Raw genomic sequence first — 17,544 nt, 5'->3', positions numbered from 1 at the left:
CGGATCGATAAGCTCATCGCCGACGTTTGACTATGTAGGAAGAATAGAATGGACCATGCGATGGTGTTTCATAATCAGAGACTCAGTCCGATGGATCGTTTTGACAATATGCGGCTCTCCATCGGCCCTTGCCCGATGAAGCACAACTTGCCTGCTTCCTTACCCTTACGGTGGAGCCCGGGCATTGGGATCGGTGGTCTAAGCATGGGTCGTTCGCGCGCTTCTGGTCATGGAAGTCCGCATCGGCATTGCGCCCGCCACCTTGCGTGGGCGGCTCGCCCGAGCCGTCCTGGAGCTTGACGCTCTTCATCGAGCCCCAGGCCTCGATCAATCAGCGCGTCATCGACCGAGAAGTGATCGCTCGACAGAAGCCTCATCACCTTGGGCTGCCCCAGCCGCGCCGCTGGGAACTTGGCCGCGATGTCGCCTTCCAGCAGCCGGTCGCGATTCTTCGAGAAAGCCGAATGGTCCCAGGCTGCGTCGTCAACGCCGATTTCGACGAACCAGCGGAGCAGTAGGTCGTATTCCAGCCGCTCCAAGCCGCTGCGAGCGGATCGAACAAAACCGCCTGCAACAGCATCGCCCGCAGCAGCTTCTCCGGCGGGATCGACGCCGCCTAATCGGCGAATAGAGCGCGGCAAACTCGCGCTCCAGCGCCGACAGCGCCTCGTTCACAATCGTCCGAATTTCTTGCATCGCCGTTTGGGGATCGCGATCGTTTTGCCCGAGGGCGGGCGAACGGGCGTGATGTCGAGCCCGGGCGGCATCCTCAGTCTTTCCCATCCAAAAGCGACATCAAAGATGGATCGCTTTTAGAGGGCGACGATGTTCCTAGACTTTCACAAGGCGGTTCCGGCCCAAAGCGTGCCGCGAGAAAGTCGACAAAAGCTCGGACCTTCGTCGAGAGATGCCGACTATGCGGGTAAAGCGCACGCACCGTCACGGGTGGCACGAAATCGTCAAGTACCGATACGAGCTGTCCCGCCTGCAATGCTTCGCCGACCACATAGGTCGGCGCATACATGAGGCCGTGTCCGGCGAGCGCCGCATGCAGCAGCGCCGACGGATGGTTGGAACTGACGTTGCCCGCCGGCGGAAAGCGCAAATCGGTGTTGCCGTCTATCAAGTGCCAGCGGCGATAAAAAGATGAGCCGGTGAACACCAGACAGTTATGATCGGAGAGATCGGCCGGCTTGCATGGCATGCCGCGCTTCTCGAAATAACTCGGTGCTCCGCAGATCACCACGCGATATACAGCGAGACGGCGCGCGATAAGGCTGGAATCCGGAAGCGGCTCGAGTCGGACGGCGACATCGAAGCCTTCATCGACCAGATCGCCAACACGACCGCTCAACGTCAATTCGACCGAAACGTCGGGAAAGCGAGTTATGAAATCGGCGATGACTGGTCCTAAACAACTCGCGCCGAAGTATGTAGTCGCATTGACGCGCAAGTTGCCCCGCGGGGTTGTCTGCATGTCGCCCGCGACCCGATCGGCTTCCTCGAGGTCCGCCAGCACCCGCGTACATCGCTCGTAATAGGCGCGCCCGACCTCGGTGACACTGATCTTGCGCGTCGTACGGTTCAGCAACCGCGCACCGAGCCGCTCTTCAAGTCCCTTCACATGGTGGCTGACCATGCTGGCGGAAATACTAAGCTGCGCCGCAGCGCCAGCGAAACTGCCACTCTCCACCACCTTGGCGAAGACCCGCACGTTGTCAAAGCGATCCATGGGGCTCAATCCCCGATTATGAAATGCTATCGCATAGTCAATTCTATTCTTCCTACATAGTCAAACGCCGGCGACGAGCTTATTGATCCGGCCAAGCATATGGTCTGCTTGAGGTGCCTCTAGCCAACCCGGAGGAAAGCCAGAGGGAAGGCCATGTTAGCCCCAGATTGCGCATATCTGGGCGCGGCGGCGCAAGTCGCGCTTGCCGCGCCCATTAAAAAATAGAGGGAGGATTGAATGGCTAAGCGACCCGATTACTCGACGACCCGATTTGGTGGCTACTTCCATCGCGAGGTGCCCGGCGAGGACGCAGAGCTCACACATGTTGGCCGCGGCACTCCGGGTGGCGAGTATTTTCGCCGCTTTTGGCAGCCGATCTGCTTCTCCGACGAACTGAACGACCTTCCCCACCGGATCAAAATCCTCGGGGAAGAGCTGGTGGCATTCCGCAATCGGAGCGGCGCGGTGGGTCTCCTGGAGTTGCATTGCGCGCACCGCGGCACATCCTTGGAGTTCGGACAGATCGAGGCGCAAGGAATACGCTGCTGCTACCATGGCTGGCTCTTCGGCGTCGACGGTGCTCTCCTGGAGACCCCAGGCGAGCCGGCGGCGAGCACCTTGAAAGACCACCTCTGCCAAGGGGCCTATCCTACTCATGAGTATCAAGGCATCGTCTTTGCCTATCTCGGCCCGCCCGACCGGAAGCCACCCTTTCCCATCTACGACTCGTTCATCCGGCCTGGCTATCGCACCATTCCGGGCAGAAAATACTTCTTTCCATGCAACTGGCTACAGCAGATGGAAAACGCGGTTGACCCGGCCCACGTAGCGTTTCTCCACACGATTGGAAGCGTTCACTTTACCGGGGAATTCAGGATCCTGCCAGAACTGGAATTTCGGGAGACCCCTTTGGGGGTGGTTTCTGTCGCGAGCCGACGAGTCGGACAGAATATTTGGATTCGAATGTCAGGCGAATGCATTATGCCCAACCTGCAGGCGATAGCGCCAGTTTGGGAAGACGGGAGCGAGGAGCACGGGTTCAGCGGTCCGGCCATTAGCCGCTGGATCGTGCCAACCGATGATACCAACGCAATGCTCATCGAGTTTCGCCACGTGAGCGAGACCGAAGGCGCCACGCCCGCGTGGCTGGCCGATCGTGACATCATGCTCCCCGGCCAGCTCCCCCCGGACTCCTATGAGGCCAGTCAGCGGCAACCTTCCGACTATGACGCGCAGGTCTCGCAGCGCGCAATCGCCGTCCACGCATTGGAGCATCTCGGCGCCACCGATCGCGGAATCACAATGTTCCGTTCGCAGGCGAGACGCGGCATCCGTGCCGTGCAAGCCGGTCACGATCCTATCGGCGTGTTCCGTGATGCGGGCGCGGTCATCCCGACATACTGCAATAACACCGTTGTGCGCGCGCCGCCGGAAGCTAACTCAGAAATGGACCGCCAGCTAATCCGCGAAACCGGGCGCCGGTTGGCGGACGCCTGCCTAAAGAATCCACCACTGGTGGCCGAACTCGCCGCGGCCGCTGACTCTCCCGCCGGGAAGGTGTTGGAAACAAGCGACGAAGTTTGACGCGAACTTCCTTGGTACAATCCAGACATTTTTTCAGGGTTCAACAAAAAGCGAGTCCGCAGTGATTGAGCTGCGGACGATAGAGGAAATCGGAGGAGAATGATTGATGTCTGGTTTGACGGTGGTCACGCGGGTGGGTGAAGAACAGACCGTCGAAGGCCAAGGCGGTTTATCGGTGATGGAGATCATCCGCAACAATGGTTTCGGCGATCTGCTGGCGCTGTGCAGCGGCTCCTGTTCGTGCGCCACCTGCCATGTTTATGTGGACCCCGAATTCTCCCGCGCGTTGCCCGCCATGAGCGAAGATGAGAACGACCTGCTCGACGCTTCGAGCCATCGCACTGCCGACAGCCGGCTATCGTGCCAGATTACGTTCAGCGACGCCCTGAACGGGTTGCGAGTCATCATTGCGCCGGAGGATTGATGATACGCGCCGCCATCAAGACAATAAGGGAGAGTTAACAATGAGAATCGATACGTCGCCGGCCGATGTCGGTATGGATGATTCGAAGTTTGGTCTGCTGCGACAGTCTATCGAGCGCGACATTGAAAAAGGAATATCCGACGCCTCCATCATTCTCATCGCAAGATACGGCAAGATCGTCATGCACGAGGCGATCGGTTACTCTGACAAGCGCAAGGGGCGCGTGGCAAAGACCGACGACGTGCTGCCTGTTATGTCGCTCACCAAACAACTCGTCGCGGGCGCAGTGTTCCGGTTTATCGATCGTGGTCAGTTGGCCCTGACGACAAGAGTGGCGGAAGTCATTCCTGAATTCGGCAAAAGAGGCAAGGAACGCGTTACCGTTCGCCAGCTGCTGAGCCATCAAGCCGGTCTGGCGATGCAGCATCCGATCGAGGACTGGCGTGATGGAAACGAGGCGTATGTTGCGAAGATATGCGAGCGGCCGTTGGAGCCCGCTCCCGAAGGCGTCGCAAACTATCACGCGGGCGCCGCCCATGCCGTCCTTGGCGAGATAATGCGGCGGCTGGACACCAAGAAACGGTCGATTCATCAAATCCTGAAAGAGGAACTTTTCGTGCCCACCGGAATGGAGGACACAGGATTGACCCTGAAGGGACGTGCCGACCTGTTGGCCCGGCTGGCGCCAATTGCGATGCGGGACGACTCGCCCGATGCATTGCCGCCGCGTGACGTCGAACAGATTGCCGAAATTTCTACCGAAGTCGAATTTATGGCCGGAGGAGCGTTCTCGACGGCATATGACCAATTCCGCTTTGCCGAGATGCTCCGGCTGGGCGGAAAGATCGGTGGTGTTCGGGTTCTTTCACCGGCGATCATCAAGGCGGCCACCTCAATCCAATCCGGGAATAAGCTTCACGGTCTCTTCATGGCGGCAGCGGAAAGAGATCATACCGATCCATTCCCGGCGAACATCGGTCTTTCCATCTATGTACGTGGAGAGGGAATATTCGTGACTAATCTGGGGACGCTTACCTCGCCGCCGACTTTTGCCGGGTCGGGCTTTGGAGGGCAGTTGTTCTGCGTTGATCCGGAACGAGAGCTGACGATTGTTCATCTCGTTTGCGGATATCCACAGCTTTACAACGCGCGGAAGCGCTCGCAGCGCCTGGTCGACCTGATCGTTTCATCGATTGAGGAATGACGGCCGTTGCCGGTCAGCCCGCTGAGCCCGATAGGGTGGGCTGTATCGCGCGATCCCAGACGGAATTCTTGGGGATCAGAATTCCGAAAGCGGCCTTCCGATCTGCAACAAAGAAGGGCGAGCGCGGCTGGTTTTATTGCGTACCGACTATCCTCTGGCGTCTTGGGTGGCGCAGGGGAAAACAATCCGCGCGCCGGGTTCGGAGGCGTGCGCTTTTCGTTGTCGTAAACGGACAATCTAGAACGCGCTGTATCCGCCATCGATCACGATGCAGTCGGCGGTGTGATAAGATGACGCCTCGCTCATGAGGTAGATCGCGATACCGGCGAAATCTTCCGGCTTTCCCAGCCGCCGAACAGGAATGCGCGGCACCGCGTTAGCCATGAATTTATCATTTGCCTGCAACTCCTCGGACATGTCGGTGTCGATCCAACCCGGAAGAACCGCGTTCGCGGTGATGCCAAACCGCGCGTGCTCGACGGCCAATGACTTGGTCAACGAATTGAGAGCGGCTTTAGAAGCCGCATAGTGCTCGTTGCGGGCGGTTCCGAACAGTGCAGCCATGCTTGATGTTGTCACCAGTCGACCAAAGCGATCCCCACCTGCGGCCCGTTCGATCATGTGCTTGACGATTGGCTGCAAGGCGTGAAAGACGCCATCGAGGTTGACCGAAAACATCTGCCGCCAGTCCTCATCGGTCCGCTCCACAAAGGCAGTCCTTCCACTTCCGCCGATACCCGCATTCGCAAAGCAGCCGTCGATCCGGCCAAACGCGTCCAGCGTATCCCGCGTTGCGCGCTCGGTCTGTTGACGATCTGAGACGTCGCAACGAAACGCCTTGGCGCTGCCGCCGCGACTTTGGATACGCGCAACCGCCGCGGCATTCTTTTCTGCGTTCCGTCCCCAAATCGAAACCACGCATCCCTGGTCCGCGAGCCCTTCGGCCATCGCAAGTCCAATTCCGCCATTACCACCAGTTACGACAGCAACGCGTCTACTAAGATCAAATCTCCACATATCTGAAAATCCCCCGACAAAACGCGCAATCTTCGCAAGACCTAGTCGTACGGGATCCGTCGTACCCGAGCAAGGCACGTAGTTTGATCGCGTACGGAGAGGCGGTCGATCCGATCCACCGGTCGCGTTCGGTCATGCGGGCCAGCCCATTTGCCAACCAGGGGACATCCATCGTCCGGGAAGAACGAAATGTTTCGTCGCCCGGAATGGTTCGGACAATCGAGCAATATCCGCAGATATTTGATCCTCTCCGGTGGGCTGTATCGTGCGATACATAACTGCTTGTCCAGAAGGGTCAAATTGCCAATGCACAATCGATACGGTCGATACGGCCGTACCCTGGGAGGGGAAACATGAGCAATCAAACGGAGCATGGTTCAAGCCGTTCGCACAGCATGAAAAAAATTGCCGTCGCAAGCATGATCGGCACTCTCATCGAATTCTACGACTTTCTTATTTACGGTACCGCCGCAGCATTGGTCTTTGCCAAGGTCTTCTTCCCATCGCTGGGTCAATCAAGCGGAACTGTTCTCGCTTTAGCGACTTTCGGGGTGGCCTTCGTGGCGCGGCCGCTTGGCTCGGTCATCTTCGGACATTTCGGCGACAGACTGGGCCGAAAGAAGACCTTGGTTTCGACGTTGCTTCTTATGGGGCTTTCCACCGTCGCGATCGGCTTGCTCCCCACCGCCGAGTCGATCGGTATCTGGGCTCCCGTCGCACTTGTGACGTTGAGGATAGTCCAAGGTCTCGCCGTCGGTGGGGAGTGGGCAGGAGCGGCATTGCTGACCTCAGAGAACGCAACCCCCGCGTCGCGAGGGACCTTCGCCGTCTTTCCACAGCTTGGTGCTTCCCTGGCGTTTTCCTTGGCCAGTGCAACATACCTGATCATAGCCCTGACCATCAGCGCTGAATCCTTCTTGGCGTGGGGTTGGCGAATCCCATTCCTCGCCAGCAGCGCTCTAGTCGTCGTAGGCCTCATGGTGCGGTTCACGATCGAGGAAACGATCGAGTTCAAAAAGACAGTGGAAAGAAAGGAGATTGTTCGCGCGCCCATAGCGGAGACATTCCGCGAACAGGGCGGTCAGGTTGTGCTCTGTGCTTTGGCGATGATGCCGACCTTCGCGTTCTTCTACGTCGGCGCAGTGTATATGACCACCTATGCCACTGGTACGCTCGGATTGGGCAAGACGACTGTTCTCGCGGTTGGGATCGCGGGAGGACTTTCTTGGGCCGCAACTACGATCGTTGGTTCGGTGTGGTCCGATAGGTTCGATCGTCACGACGTTATCCTTGTCGGCGGCTTGGTTTCGGCGACGGTAGGTTTAGTCCTGTTCCCGATCATAGACATCGGCACCCCATTATCGTTTTTGATCGGAATCGTACTGATGCTTGGTTCGCTCGGCTTCGCCTATGGACCGATGGGTGCTCTGTTTCCCGAGACTTTCGCGACGAGATACCGCTATAGCGCCGCAGGAATATCCTACAGTCTGGGTGGTGTGCTCGGCGGCGCGGTGATCCCGCTTGTCGCGAGCAGTGTTGTGACATCGTTCGGCAGTTATGCCCTTGGGCTTCTCCTCACAGCAACGGCGCTGGTGGGCTGTGCTTCGGTTCTGGCGTTGCGAAGGCTGAAATCGGCTGGCGGCATCAAGAGTCTTGAGGCGGTCGAGCCCCTTGGATCGATCGCGGAAACCTTACCCATCGGCAACTTAAGTCGTCGACGCCCTTAAGGCGTGAATCACCGATTCGGGAACGATAAGATTACGCGCGCGTGCCGTCTCGAATCTTAGAGGCATCATCATCACGACCCATCACAGGGCAGGCCGGTCTGGAGACGAAAAATGCTTTTTCCGCTGACGACCAAAGATTTTCTGGATCGGGCCGTGGAAGTGTACGCGGATCGCGTCGCAATCATCGATGAGCCGGATCAACCTGCCGCGTCCTGGGGAGAAATCACCTACGCGGAACTTGGCCGCCGCGCACGGTCGCAGGCCGCCACGCTCGACGAGATGGGGGTGCCCGTCGGGGGGCGCGTTGCCATCGTTTCGCAGAATTCCGCTCGTTTCTTTTGTACGCTGTTCGGTGTGTCTGGATGGGGGCGTGTTACCGTGCCGATAAATTATCGGCTTACCGCTACCGAGATCCGATACATTGTCGAACACTCCGACGCCGAGGTTTTGCTGATCGACCCGGAACTGCGGCAACTTGCCGATACCATTCCTTGCAAGCGGATATTCGTATTCGGGGAAGACGACGAAAAGATATGGGCGAGCGATGCCGAGCCGGCGCCGTGGGTTGGGGACGAGAGCGCGACGGCGACCATCAACTATACCTCCGGCACCACCGCGCAGCCTAAGGGCGTTCAACTGACACACCGGAATCTATGGCTGCACGCAGTCCTGTTCGGCTGGCAGGCATCGGTGAACGACCGGGACGTCTATTTACACACTATTCAGGCCTTCCACGGCCACGGTTGGGGCCACCCCTATGCTGCGACAAACATGGGAGCTCTGCACATCATGATGAGGCGGATAGACGGCAGAGAGATTTTGAGCCGAATCGAGAAGTATGGCGTCACCTACCTGTGTGCAGCGCCGGCAGTCGTGACGTCCATTCTCGATGCCGCCCGGACATGGGGCGGAACGCCCCCAGGGCGCGGGCGGGTGCGCATCATCGTCGCCGGAGCTCCCCCGGCGACTCGTATCATCGAACGAATTCGCGATGAGCTCGGTTGGGAGTTTCTCCAGATGTATGGCCAGACCGAAACTACAGCGATGTTGACTTTGAACCGCATGCGGGCGGAGTGGGATCACCTGGATCCCAGCGAGCAGGCCCGTCTTCTCGGGCGTGCGGGCGCGCCTGCGCTAGGCGTGCGCCTAAGGATCAACGATGATGGCGAGGTGCTCGCGCAGTCCAATCATAACCTCCTTGGATATTGGAAAAATCCAGAAGCGACTGCGGCCGCGACTGCCGACAACTGGCTCCGTACGGGCGATGGCGGCAGATACGAAGGCGGTTACCTGACCATCTCGGATCGCAAGAAGGATATGATCATTACCGGGGGCGAGAATGTGTCTTCGATCGACGTCGAGAATGCGTTGAAATCGCACCCGGCCGTGAGAGACGTCGCCGTCATCGGAATACCGGATGACAAGTGGGGCGAACTCGTCACGGCTCTAGTGGTGCTCGACGAGGGAGCCGTAGCGACGCGCGAGGACCTCGTCGAGCATTGTCGCCCGCGTCTCGCCGGATACAAATGTCCTAAGCGCATCGAATTCCGCGACGAGCTTCCCCGCACCGTGACCGGAAAGTTGCAGAAATTCAAACTCCGCAAGGAATTCTGGAGCGCGCTCGAGCGCCAGGTCAACTAGCTGCGATCGATGTGTTGTCCTGTTGCCTGGTCGAGAGCGCGCGAGCCTCAATACGGATGCCCGCCGACCCGTCGCGAAAGCACGATGCAGACGCAAATCCAAAGCAAAATGGGTGAGATCATGAAAACAATGCAAATCACGTCACTCGACGGTCCAGATGCGATGGAGTTCGCGGATGTGGCGGCCCCCGTCGCCGGTTCTGATCAAGTGTTGATCAAGGTCCACGCCGCAGGCGCATCATTTCCGCAATTGTTGCAAACCCGCGGACTCTATCATGTGAAACCACCGCTGCCTTACGCCCCCGGTTGCGAGGTCGCCGGCGAGATCGTTTCTGCGCCCAAAGGTTCAAGATTCGCGCCCGGCGACCGAGTTGCAGCGCTTCCGATGATTGGAAAGATCCCTATGATCGGAGGGTTTGCTGAATTGGCGGTCGCCACCGCGGATATGACCTTCGCACTACCCAAAGAGATTTCCTTTGTGGAAGCGGCATCGCTTCCACTAAATTATCTGACGGCTTATTTCGCGTTGATCGAACGAGGTGGCATGGCGCCGGGAGAGTCAGTGTTGGTGCAGGGTGCCGCCGGCGGCATCGGCACCGCCTCAATCCAGATCGCCAAAGCGTTCGGAGCAAGTCGCGTCATCGCCGTCACGTCAACGCCCGAAAAGGGCGCGGCAGCGATTGCAGCCGGCGCGGACAAGTATGTTCTGGTTGACGGCTTTAGCGGTGCCGTCAAGGAGCTTGGAAGCGTGGATATTGTTGTCGATCCGGTCGGGGGTAACCGTCTTACCGACTCTCTCCGAACGCTCAAGGAAGGCGGCCGTCTTCTCGTCGTCGGTTTTACTTCCGGCGAAATTCCGACTGTCCAGGTCAACCGCTTGCTGCTGAACAACATCTCTGTAGTCGGTGTTGGCTTCGTGCCTGAGCGGCACAGACATCTGCAGGCCGAGTGGGAGGCGATCATGCCGCATGTGCGGAGCGGCACCCTGAAACCGGTCATTGGCGCGACCTACGCGCTAAATGACGCGGCAGTCGCGTTGCGTGAAATCGACCAACGTCGCGCAGTCGGTAAAATTGTTCTCACGGTGTAATCATCATCAATCAGTGACGATCATTTCTCACGACACGCCCGCGAGACGTGCATCAAGAATAGCTGCCTTACTGGAGCATCGACATGAAGTTGCCAATCATCATCAATGTCGCGGATGGTGTCCTTTCCATTTCATGGAATAATCCGGAGCGTCTTAATGCCTTCAACATCGCGATGCTGGACGCTGCGACCGAGGCGATTGAGACAGCCACGGACGAAGTTCGCGTCATCGTCTTGAGCGGCGTCGGCCGCGCGTTCAGTTCCGGAGGCGACGTCAGCGGCATCAATATCGAGATGGTCGACAGCGGACATCGATTGGTGCGCGCCATCACCCGCGCGCGCCAACCGGTGATCAGCGGTGTCAACGGTCCTGCGGTGGGGATGGCGTGCTCTATCGCCGTGGCGGCCGACCTCACTGTGGCCAAGCGTTCCAGTTACTTCTTGATGGCTTTTGTCAATCTCGGAGTGATGCCGGACGGCGGATCGACCGAACTCCTCGCTGCCTCGATCGGCCGCGCCCGGGCGAACGAAATGGTCATGTTGGGCGAGCGATTGTACGCAGACGCGGCGGCACAGCTCGGTCTAATCTATAAGTCGGTGGCGGATAACGACTATGACCACGAGTTGCGCGTCCTGGTGGACAGGATCCGGACCGGTCCTACGCGGGCACTGGCCGCGACGAAGAAGGCGATCGCAGCCACGACCCTCACTCATCTCGACGAGGCGCTTGATCGCGAACGTGCAAGCCAAACCGGATTGTTCGAGACCAATGATGGGCGTGAGGGCCTGCTCGCCTTTGTCGAAAAACGCAAGGCGGTATTCCTCGGGCGATGAACGAAGTGGATGTGGATCGGCGACGGCAGGGCCCGACGACGTTTAGGATAAGTTGACCGAATGTTTTGGGTAGGCGGTTGTTACTCACTGAAGGATGCCGCGCAGGCATTCGGGCTTCGTGCCAGACGAGCGGTTCGCGAACGGACCGCTTTTGGTTGTTTGATCCGCGGAGATCATGCTCCCGCAACTTCTGCGCTGCAACATGGGCAAACCGCCGTTGACGGTTGGGGAGGCGGTGATTAGATTTCCTCGCTAACGTTTCGCCAAGAAGTCAGCAGGTTCCGACTCGAGCGAGCGATGCATCAGGGAGAATGTTTTCTTGTGATTTCTGAAAGGATGTCCGGCTACCGAGGGTAGCTCGACAAGGTGTCCAAGGACGACTCTGATCATCGGCGAACTGATCTGGCTGATCGATGAGATTTCGGTACTAACAATGACTGTGATCTTGCCGAGCGATACGCCGATCTCGCCCTTCCTTTTTCCGGAAGTTGGAGCGGCGTGGGAGAAAATCCGAAAGTTGGGCGTAGAGCGCGATTTTTCGCCGAGCGAATATCTTTACCGGGAGGGCGATCTGCCAATCTCCCTGCACAACGTCCTTTCCGGTCGCGTGCGGGTTTTTATTGGTCATCCCGATGGATCAGAGCGTATCATCGCCTTCGCGGGGCCGCAGACAACGTTCGGCGAATACGGAATTTTCGATAGCCTTCCGCGCTGCACTTCGGCGGTCGCCATAGAGCCGTGTCGAGTCCTCGTTATCGATCGCGGCGCGCTGATAGCAGCGGGAAGGGCCGATCCGGATATTTTCCTGGAAGTAGGTCGCCGGCTGGCTCAGAAGACCAGACTAGTGACGATGCATCTGGTGGCCGACGGCGTGCCTGCGCGTGTGCGCGTGGCGATGATTCTTAACCATTTGCTCGACGCATATGGGGTGGTTGATGCTGACAATACGGCACGTCTCTCGGAATCGCATCGTGTTGATGATTTGGCTCAAATGATCGGTGTGACGCGGGTGACCATGAGCCGCGAACTGTCGCGACTGGTGGCAGATAAGGTCGTCATGAAGGGCGGGCGTGAGATCGTCATCTTGAACGTGGCGGCCTTGCGGGCAATCGCCGAAGACCATTTCTTTTGACGACAAGATCTGTCGATTCGTGGATCCGAATGGGCGTCGCATCGAGCGTGGTCAAATAACCGGGTGACGTTTCTGGTGGAGCACCGCTTCACCGGGGGGCCGGAAGCCGGCGTGCCCGGCCTCACCGAATTCACCGTGATCTGCCGTTCGCCGAGATGAACAGCCAGCAGCCGTGGCAAAGCCTCTAGTCCAACCTTCGCCGGCGCGTAGGCCGCCATCGTCGGTAGGCAGCGCGGGTTCCCATCGACGAGATGCTGAGGATGCGGCCGGTTCTCGAAAATGTGCCAGCGGTGCCCTGATCAGAAAGAACGGTGATTTCAGATTGATCTGCAGCAGCAGATCAAATCTGTGTTCCGTGACATCCTCGAATCGTCGCCCGTTGTTGAGGCCCGTGTTATTAACGAGAATATCGAAATCTGGATTTCGGTATCTTGCTTTCAGTTCGGTGACGAAGCTCGTGGCAAGCGCAGCGGCGCCGCTTCGGTCGGACAGAACTACGAATCGCGAAGGACGTTCCACCGGCTGCGTTGCGTCTCATGAGGCCCACCTAACGCATGTTCACCGTCTTCGGACGGATGGCGTCACGTCGTTTTATATCGCAATAGGTTCGGATTTATATCGCAAGTGGTTTGAATATCGCCCGAAGCCGAGCGTCATCGTATTTAATTTGTCCTCGTTCATTCCCGCATCGTCGAAAGGCCGAAAATCAGGTTGCGTTATTACACTATTTATGCGCAAGCCAGTCCGGCTGGTCCGAAATATCCGTCAGATCAGCCCGAGCTCTTCGATGCTGGAGCATAAAGCACGATGCGCGTCTTCGTTGTCCATGCCCATCCCGAGCCAAAGAGCTTCAACGGCGCGATGACGCGACAGGCGACTGAAGGGCTGACGGCGGCAGGCCATGAAGTGGCCGTATCCGATCTTTATGCAATGGGCTTCAACGCGGTGTCGGATCGCCGCAACTTCACGACGACGCATGACCCGCATTACTACCGGCAGGAATCCGAAGAATCATACGCAGCAGCACATGATGGATTTTCCTCCGACATTCAGGCGGAGATGGACAAGCTGTTTTGGTGCGACGCCCTGATCCTGCAGTTCCCGCTGTGGTGGTTCGGAGTGCCCGCCATCTTGAAAGGGTGGGTCGATCGCGTTTTCGCTTCCGGCGGTAAAATCTACGGTGGTGGAAAGTGGTTCGATCGCGGCGTCCTCGCCGGCAAACGTGCAATGTGCTCGACTACTATCGGCGGCCAACCACCGATGTACTCCGCGCATGGACTGAGCGGTCCGATCTCTACGATTCTCTTTCCGATCAACCACGGCATGCTGTATTTCACGGGCTTCACCGTAGTCGAGCCGTTTATCGTGCACGCTCCGCGTCGCATCAGTTGCGAAGACCGCGCCGAATACCTTGCACGCTACCGTGACCGTGTGCTCGGTCTCGCAACGGCACCGACAATCAGTTATCCAAAACTTGACGATTACGATGAGCAATTCGTCCTGAAGTCGTCTCAGTCTACACGGAACCAATTGGATCTCCACTCGACGGTCAAGACACCTCGGCCTTAATCAAACGCGCGGTCACCGCGAGTCATCTCCTGCAAGTTCTGCGAAATGTCCGTATCCGAAGACTCAGAGCTTCCAGGCCGATCAAGCGAGCTTTCGAACGCCTCGCGATATCGCAGGCGGCTCGCAACAATGCGTATCTAGGGAGAGTGGGGCGGAAATCCGGATCGCAGTCTTGATTGTGTGTCCGGCCGAGCAAGAGCTGGGCGACATTCGCGGGTCGGCTCGGTGCTGCTGTTACTTTTCAAAAGGGTGACGACGATCTTGCCAAAATTGGCGAACTGCCTTCCAGATAGCGGTGCGCTTCCACCATGTCGTCGAACTGGACCGTCTGATCGATGACAGGTTTGAACGCCCCGTTCTCCAGCCCCATGAGGATGTAGTTCACTGCGGCTCTACGGCTCGTTTCGGTGCCGCTTATAACCCGAAATTCCTGTATCCCTTGACGGTAGGCATCTTGGGGATCATTCCCAACACAGGTATCGGAGTGGCACCCTAGTTAAGCGCGCCGCAGATGTTCATCTGATCGAATTGTCGGATGTTCGTAAGCGGTGTTCCGCGACCACCTTCCGGATGATGTCGTGATCTGCGAGTCTGCGGTCCGGTTTTGACCGTTAGGCTTAGAATGGACACTGAACATATTGCTATCACGGAGCCAGTCCGCCGGCTGGAAGTGTTCACCGGCGCCGGGCGGCGGCGGACATGGCGCGATGAAGACAAGGCCCGGATTGTCGCTGAGATCGCGACGAGCGGAGACTCGGTCTGTGCCGTGGCTCGACGCCATGGATTATCACCGCAGCAGTTATTTGGCTGGCGACGTCAATTGCGAGATTCCGAAGCTGAACGTTCAGAGGCTGACGGGCTGCAGTTCGTGCCGGCGGTTGTGGATGGGGGATCGTCTCCTGTTCCGCAACGGAGGACACCGCGGAGCAAGGCTGAGGCCAGTGCCGGAACGATCGAGGTCGAGATCAGCGGCGTGACGGTCCGGGTCGGCCGTGGTGCGGACGCAAAGACTTTGATGGCGGTGCTGCGTGCATTGATGGCCGGCGCGTGATCGGCCCGACCGGCGCGGTCCGGGTGATGGTGGCGACCAAGCCTGTCGACTTCCGCAAGGGGGCGGAGGGACTTGCGGCGCTGGTGCGCGAAATCATGACGGCGGATCCATTCTCGGGCGCGGTTTACGTGTTCCGAGCCAAGCGGGCGGACCGGATCAAGCTGATCTTCTGGGACGGTACGGGCCTGTGCCTGTTCGCAAAACGGCTGGAGGACGGCATCTTCCGCTGGCCGAAGATCGAGGATGGTGTGATGCGTTTGTCGGCTGCGCAATTGTCGGCGTTGCTCGAGGGGCTGGACTGGCGGCGCGTTCATGAAGCCCGAGAGACGGTAACGCCGACGCAGCCTGGCTGACGATTTGTTCCTGCGGCGAAGTGAATCACGTGCAACGGGATCGTCGCAAAATGCGACTGAATATGATCTGATTTGGTGATGCCGAGCGACGCACTGCCTGACGATCCCGAGATGCTGAAAGCGATGCTGCTCGCCGAGCGGATGCAGAACGAGCGGCTGCGCCAGATCATCAAGGAACTGCAGCGGCATCGTTTTGGCCGCAGGGCTGAGACGCTGCCCGAAGATCAAATGCTGCTCGGCCTCGAAGACGTCGAGCAGACGGCGGCGAGCGATGAGGCGGCAGCGGATCAGTCGGCTCCGGCCTCAAGAGCTGCACGGGCCGAGAAGCGACGTATCAACCGGGGCTCGCTGCCAGCGCATCTGCCGCGGATCGAGTTCGTCGTCGACATCGACGACCAGGCCTGTCCCTGCTGCCAGGGCGAACTCCACCGGATCGGCGAAGACAAGAGCGAGCGGCTGGACATTGTGCCAGCGCAGTTCAGGGTGCTCGTCACCATCAGGCCGAAATATGCTTGCCGGCGTTGCGAGGACGGTGTCGTGCAGGCCCCTGCGCCAGCGCGCCTGATTGAGGGCGGCATGCCGACCGAGGCCACCATCGCCCAGGTTCTGGTGTCCAAATATGCCGACCATCTTCCGCTGTATCGCCAGGCCCAGATTTACGCCCGGCAACAGATTGTTCTGGATCGATCGACGCTGGCGGACTGGGTAGGCCACGCCGCCTGGCACCTGCGTCCGCTGCACGAACGGCTTCTCACGAGACTAAAGGAATTACCCCGGCTGTTTGCGGACGAGACGACGGCGCCCGTGCTCGATCCCGGCCGGGGCCGCACCAAGACCGGTCAGCTTTGGGCCTATGCCGCCGATGACCGGCCATGGGGCGGCTCTGATCCACCGGGCGTGGCCTATGTCTACGCACCCGATCGCAAAGCGGAGCGGCCGATTGTCCATCTGGAAGGCTTCAAGGGCGTCTTGCAGGTCGACGGCTATGCCGGCTACCGCAAGCTGGCCGATCGTGGCGACGTCCGCCTTGCGTTCTGCTGGTCGCATGTACGCCGCTACTTCTATGAGCTCGCCGTCCCCGGTCCGTCGCCCATCGCCAGCGAAGCGCTCGAACGTATCGCCGCGCTCTATGCTGTCGAGAAAGACATCCGCGGTCGTCATGCTGACGAGCGTCGAACAGCCCGGCAACAGAGAAGCCGTCCGCTGATCGACGCGTTCGAGCCTTGGCTACACGCAAAGCTTGGCCTGATCAGTCAGAAGAGCAAGCTTGCCGAGGCCATCCGCTACGCCCTGTCTCGCTGGGAAGGGCTGACGCGCTTCATCGACGACGGCCGCATCGAGCTCGACAACAACACCGTCGAGCGATCGATCCGCCCGATCGCGCTCAACCGAAAGAATGCGTTGTTCGCAGGTTCGGACGGTGGTGCCGAGCATTGGGCCACCATCGCCTCACTGATCGAAACTTGTAAGTTGAACGACGTCGATCCGCTCGCCTACCTGACCGACGTCCTCACAAGGATCGCCAACGGTCATCCCAATCGCGATATCGATCAGCTGCTGCCGTGGGCATACCGAAAGCAAGACCTCAAAGCCGTGGCCTGAAAACACCGCTTACGGATGTTCGCGCAAGGTTAAATCGTAACTGGAGTCCATGCGGATCGAGCAGCTTGTTCGGCGGCACGGGTCGGGTACGGCACGACGCAATCGCCAAAGCTGAATACTCCGCGGCCTACGGCGCAGCCGTCGCTAGTTGGTACGGGTTACCTGTGACTTGAACTTCAGCATGTCGGCGCTTGGTTTCATCACCCGACGGATGCCAGTCAAGAACCTGACGTTCTCGGCGGAAACCATCTGGGCTCACCCGAACACAAGCCGTAGTGCCGCCGCCGCCTTTGGTTCGGGCACTGCGCTCGTTCAAGAACCAGGACACCCCGACGCTGAAATTCGGTTGCCCAGTGTAACATATGATCTCGATGGAACGAGTCAGCGCGCAGTAGGCTCCAAACGACGTTATCGCGAAATCCATTGCTCATGTCGGGACAATATCCACCACGATCCATTCAAACAATGGAGGAGCTCAGCATCTTCAAGATCAATACCGGCGCCCTGAGGGTTTTGCGGTCAGAAAAATCCGCCTGAACCGAAACTAAGAACGTGCGGGGCGCCAGATCACGAGGAGATTGAAGAG

Annotated in this window: 15 protein-coding genes and 3 pseudogenes; 12 read left to right on the top strand and 6 right to left on the bottom strand. The window is 58.8% G+C overall.

The genetic code is table 11. The features are described 5' to 3' along the window. Positions 1–110: 110 nt before the first annotated feature. Both BLR13_RS10590 and BLR13_RS10585 read right to left on the bottom strand, forming a co-directional pair. Positions 111–687: pseudogene (locus BLR13_RS10590) on the bottom strand (transposase); the annotation flags it as partial. An 82-nt stretch (positions 688–769) separates the two neighbouring features. Next, a complete protein-coding gene (locus tag BLR13_RS10585) occupies positions 770–1,732 on the bottom strand; it encodes a LysR family transcriptional regulator (protein ID WP_074824694.1) in 963 nt (320 codons plus the stop codon). 237 nt (positions 1,733–1,969) lie between these two features. Between BLR13_RS10585 and BLR13_RS10580 the strand changes: the two genes are divergently transcribed. The 3 genes from BLR13_RS10580 (at position 1,970) to BLR13_RS10570 (ending at position 4,944) form a co-directional block, all read left to right on the top strand. Next, positions 1,970–3,316: a Rieske 2Fe-2S domain-containing protein gene (locus tag BLR13_RS10580; protein WP_074824697.1), complete on the top strand. Its 1,347-nt coding sequence runs from the start codon at positions 1,970–1,972 to the stop codon at positions 3,314–3,316. A gap of 106 nt (positions 3,317–3,422) precedes the next feature. Next, positions 3,423–3,740, top strand: coding sequence for a 2Fe-2S iron-sulfur cluster-binding protein (locus BLR13_RS10575; RefSeq protein WP_074824699.1), 318 nt, complete (start codon positions 3,423–3,425; stop codon positions 3,738–3,740). Positions 3,741–3,780: 40 nt separating this feature from the next. Then, positions 3,781–4,944: a serine hydrolase domain-containing protein gene (locus BLR13_RS10570; RefSeq protein WP_074824700.1), complete on the top strand. Its 1,164-nt coding sequence runs from the start codon at positions 3,781–3,783 to the stop codon at positions 4,942–4,944. A 237-nt stretch (positions 4,945–5,181) separates the two neighbouring features. Here BLR13_RS10570 and BLR13_RS10565 read toward each other — a convergent pair whose 3' ends face one another. Beyond that, positions 5,182–5,961: an SDR family NAD(P)-dependent oxidoreductase gene (locus tag BLR13_RS10565; RefSeq protein ID WP_074824703.1), complete on the bottom strand. Its 780-nt coding sequence runs from the start codon at positions 5,959–5,961 to the stop codon at positions 5,182–5,184. Between the two features lie 353 nt (positions 5,962–6,314). On the opposite strand from BLR13_RS10565, the gene BLR13_RS10560 reads away from it, so the two are divergent. The 5 genes from BLR13_RS10560 to BLR13_RS10540 all read left to right on the top strand — a co-directional run bounded on the left by BLR13_RS10560 (position 6,315) and on the right by BLR13_RS10540 (position 12,383). Further along, complete coding sequence (locus BLR13_RS10560) at positions 6,315–7,688, top strand: MFS transporter (RefSeq protein ID WP_079586433.1); 1,374 nt, start codon at positions 6,315–6,317, stop codon at positions 7,686–7,688. A gap of 111 nt (positions 7,689–7,799) precedes the next feature. Continuing rightward, complete coding sequence (locus tag BLR13_RS10555) at positions 7,800–9,329, top strand: AMP-binding protein (protein WP_074824708.1); 1,530 nt, start codon at positions 7,800–7,802, stop codon at positions 9,327–9,329. 84 nt (positions 9,330–9,413) lie between these two features. After that, on the top strand, positions 9,414–10,418 hold the full coding sequence (locus tag BLR13_RS10550) for an NADPH:quinone oxidoreductase family protein (RefSeq protein ID WP_197679539.1): 1,005 nt from the start codon (positions 9,414–9,416) through the stop codon (positions 10,416–10,418). A gap of 83 nt (positions 10,419–10,501) precedes the next feature. Further along, complete coding sequence (locus tag BLR13_RS10545; RefSeq protein WP_074824709.1) at positions 10,502–11,251, top strand: enoyl-CoA hydratase-related protein; 750 nt, start codon at positions 10,502–10,504, stop codon at positions 11,249–11,251. 433 nt (positions 11,252–11,684) lie between these two features. Continuing rightward, the gene (locus BLR13_RS10540; protein WP_074824711.1) at positions 11,685–12,383 is read left to right on the top strand and encodes a Crp/Fnr family transcriptional regulator; all 699 of its coding nucleotides are present in this window, start codon (positions 11,685–11,687) and stop codon (positions 12,381–12,383) included. Between the two features lie 167 nt (positions 12,384–12,550). On the opposite strand, the pseudogene BLR13_RS42565 reads toward BLR13_RS10540, so the two are convergent. Together BLR13_RS42565 and BLR13_RS42560 are read right to left on the bottom strand one after the other, a co-directional pair. Beyond that, positions 12,551–12,601 (bottom strand): annotated as a pseudogene (locus BLR13_RS42565) (hypothetical protein); the annotation flags it as partial. Positions 12,602–12,713: 112 nt separating this feature from the next. Continuing rightward, positions 12,714–12,902 (bottom strand): annotated as a pseudogene (locus BLR13_RS42560) (hypothetical protein); the annotation flags it as partial. Between the two features lie 288 nt (positions 12,903–13,190). Between BLR13_RS42560 and BLR13_RS10530 the strand changes: the two are divergent. After that, positions 13,191–13,952, top strand: coding sequence for an NAD(P)H-dependent oxidoreductase (locus BLR13_RS10530; protein ID WP_074824714.1), 762 nt, complete (start codon positions 13,191–13,193; stop codon positions 13,950–13,952). A 241-nt stretch (positions 13,953–14,193) separates the two neighbouring features. Here BLR13_RS10530 and BLR13_RS41345 read toward each other — a convergent pair whose 3' ends face one another. Then, complete coding sequence (locus BLR13_RS41345; RefSeq protein WP_197679538.1) at positions 14,194–14,337, bottom strand: zinc-binding dehydrogenase; 144 nt, start codon at positions 14,335–14,337, stop codon at positions 14,194–14,196. 237 nt (positions 14,338–14,574) lie between these two features. Between BLR13_RS41345 and tnpA the strand changes: the two genes are divergently transcribed. The 3 genes from tnpA to tnpC all read left to right on the top strand — a co-directional run bounded on the left by tnpA (position 14,575) and on the right by tnpC (position 16,958). Next, entirely contained in the window at positions 14,575–15,003 is a 429-nt protein-coding gene (tnpA, locus tag BLR13_RS10525) for an IS66-like element accessory protein TnpA (protein WP_074816761.1), read from the top strand. Beyond that, a complete protein-coding gene (gene tnpB, locus BLR13_RS10520) occupies positions 15,000–15,356 on the top strand; it encodes an IS66 family insertion sequence element accessory protein TnpB (protein WP_083387555.1) in 357 nt (118 codons plus the stop codon). The genes tnpA and tnpB overlap by 4 nt, the downstream gene beginning before the upstream one ends. A 78-nt stretch (positions 15,357–15,434) precedes the next feature. Continuing rightward, positions 15,435–16,958 (top strand): IS66 family transposase, encoded by a 1,524-nt coding sequence (gene tnpC, locus BLR13_RS10515; protein ID WP_074816759.1) that lies wholly within the window; start codon positions 15,435–15,437, stop codon positions 16,956–16,958. Positions 16,959–17,544 lie beyond the last annotated feature (586 nt).

Origin of the sequence: Bradyrhizobium ottawaense (assembly GCF_900099825.1) — a bacterium.
Lineage (GTDB): Bacteria > Pseudomonadota > Alphaproteobacteria > Rhizobiales > Xanthobacteraceae > Bradyrhizobium > Bradyrhizobium ottawaense_A.
Note: the sequence above shows the minus strand (reverse complement) of the source record. Positions and strands in the feature narration are given on the sequence as shown.

Bases quoted from the DNA above. Each gene is read 5' to 3' on its own strand.
- BLR13_RS10555 (WP_074824708.1), top strand. From the start codon at position 7,800: ATGCTTTTTCCGCTGACGACCAAAGATTTTCTGGATCGGGCCGTGGAA.
- BLR13_RS10585 (WP_074824694.1), bottom strand. From the start codon at position 1,732: ATGGATCGCTTTGACAACGTGCGGGTCTTCGCCAAGGTGGTGGAGAGT.
- BLR13_RS10580 (WP_074824697.1), top strand. From the start codon at position 1,970: ATGGCTAAGCGACCCGATTACTCGACGACCCGATTTGGTGGCTACTTC.
- BLR13_RS10560 (WP_079586433.1), top strand. From the start codon at position 6,315: ATGAGCAATCAAACGGAGCATGGTTCAAGCCGTTCGCACAGCATGAAA.
- BLR13_RS10530 (WP_074824714.1), top strand. From the start codon at position 13,191: ATGCGCGTCTTCGTTGTCCATGCCCATCCCGAGCCAAAGAGCTTCAAC.
- tnpC (WP_074816759.1), top strand. From the start codon at position 15,435: ATGCCGAGCGACGCACTGCCTGACGATCCCGAGATGCTGAAAGCGATG.
- BLR13_RS10545 (WP_074824709.1), top strand. From the start codon at position 10,502: ATGAAGTTGCCAATCATCATCAATGTCGCGGATGGTGTCCTTTCCATT.
- BLR13_RS10540 (WP_074824711.1), top strand. From the start codon at position 11,685: ATGACTGTGATCTTGCCGAGCGATACGCCGATCTCGCCCTTCCTTTTT.
- BLR13_RS10550 (WP_197679539.1), top strand. From the start codon at position 9,414: ATGCAGACGCAAATCCAAAGCAAAATGGGTGAGATCATGAAAACAATG.
- BLR13_RS10575 (WP_074824699.1), top strand. From the start codon at position 3,423: ATGTCTGGTTTGACGGTGGTCACGCGGGTGGGTGAAGAACAGACCGTC.
- BLR13_RS10570 (WP_074824700.1), top strand. From the start codon at position 3,781: ATGAGAATCGATACGTCGCCGGCCGATGTCGGTATGGATGATTCGAAG.
- BLR13_RS10565 (WP_074824703.1), bottom strand. From the start codon at position 5,961: ATGTGGAGATTTGATCTTAGTAGACGCGTTGCTGTCGTAACTGGTGGT.
- tnpA (WP_074816761.1), top strand. From the start codon at position 14,575: ATGGACACTGAACATATTGCTATCACGGAGCCAGTCCGCCGGCTGGAA.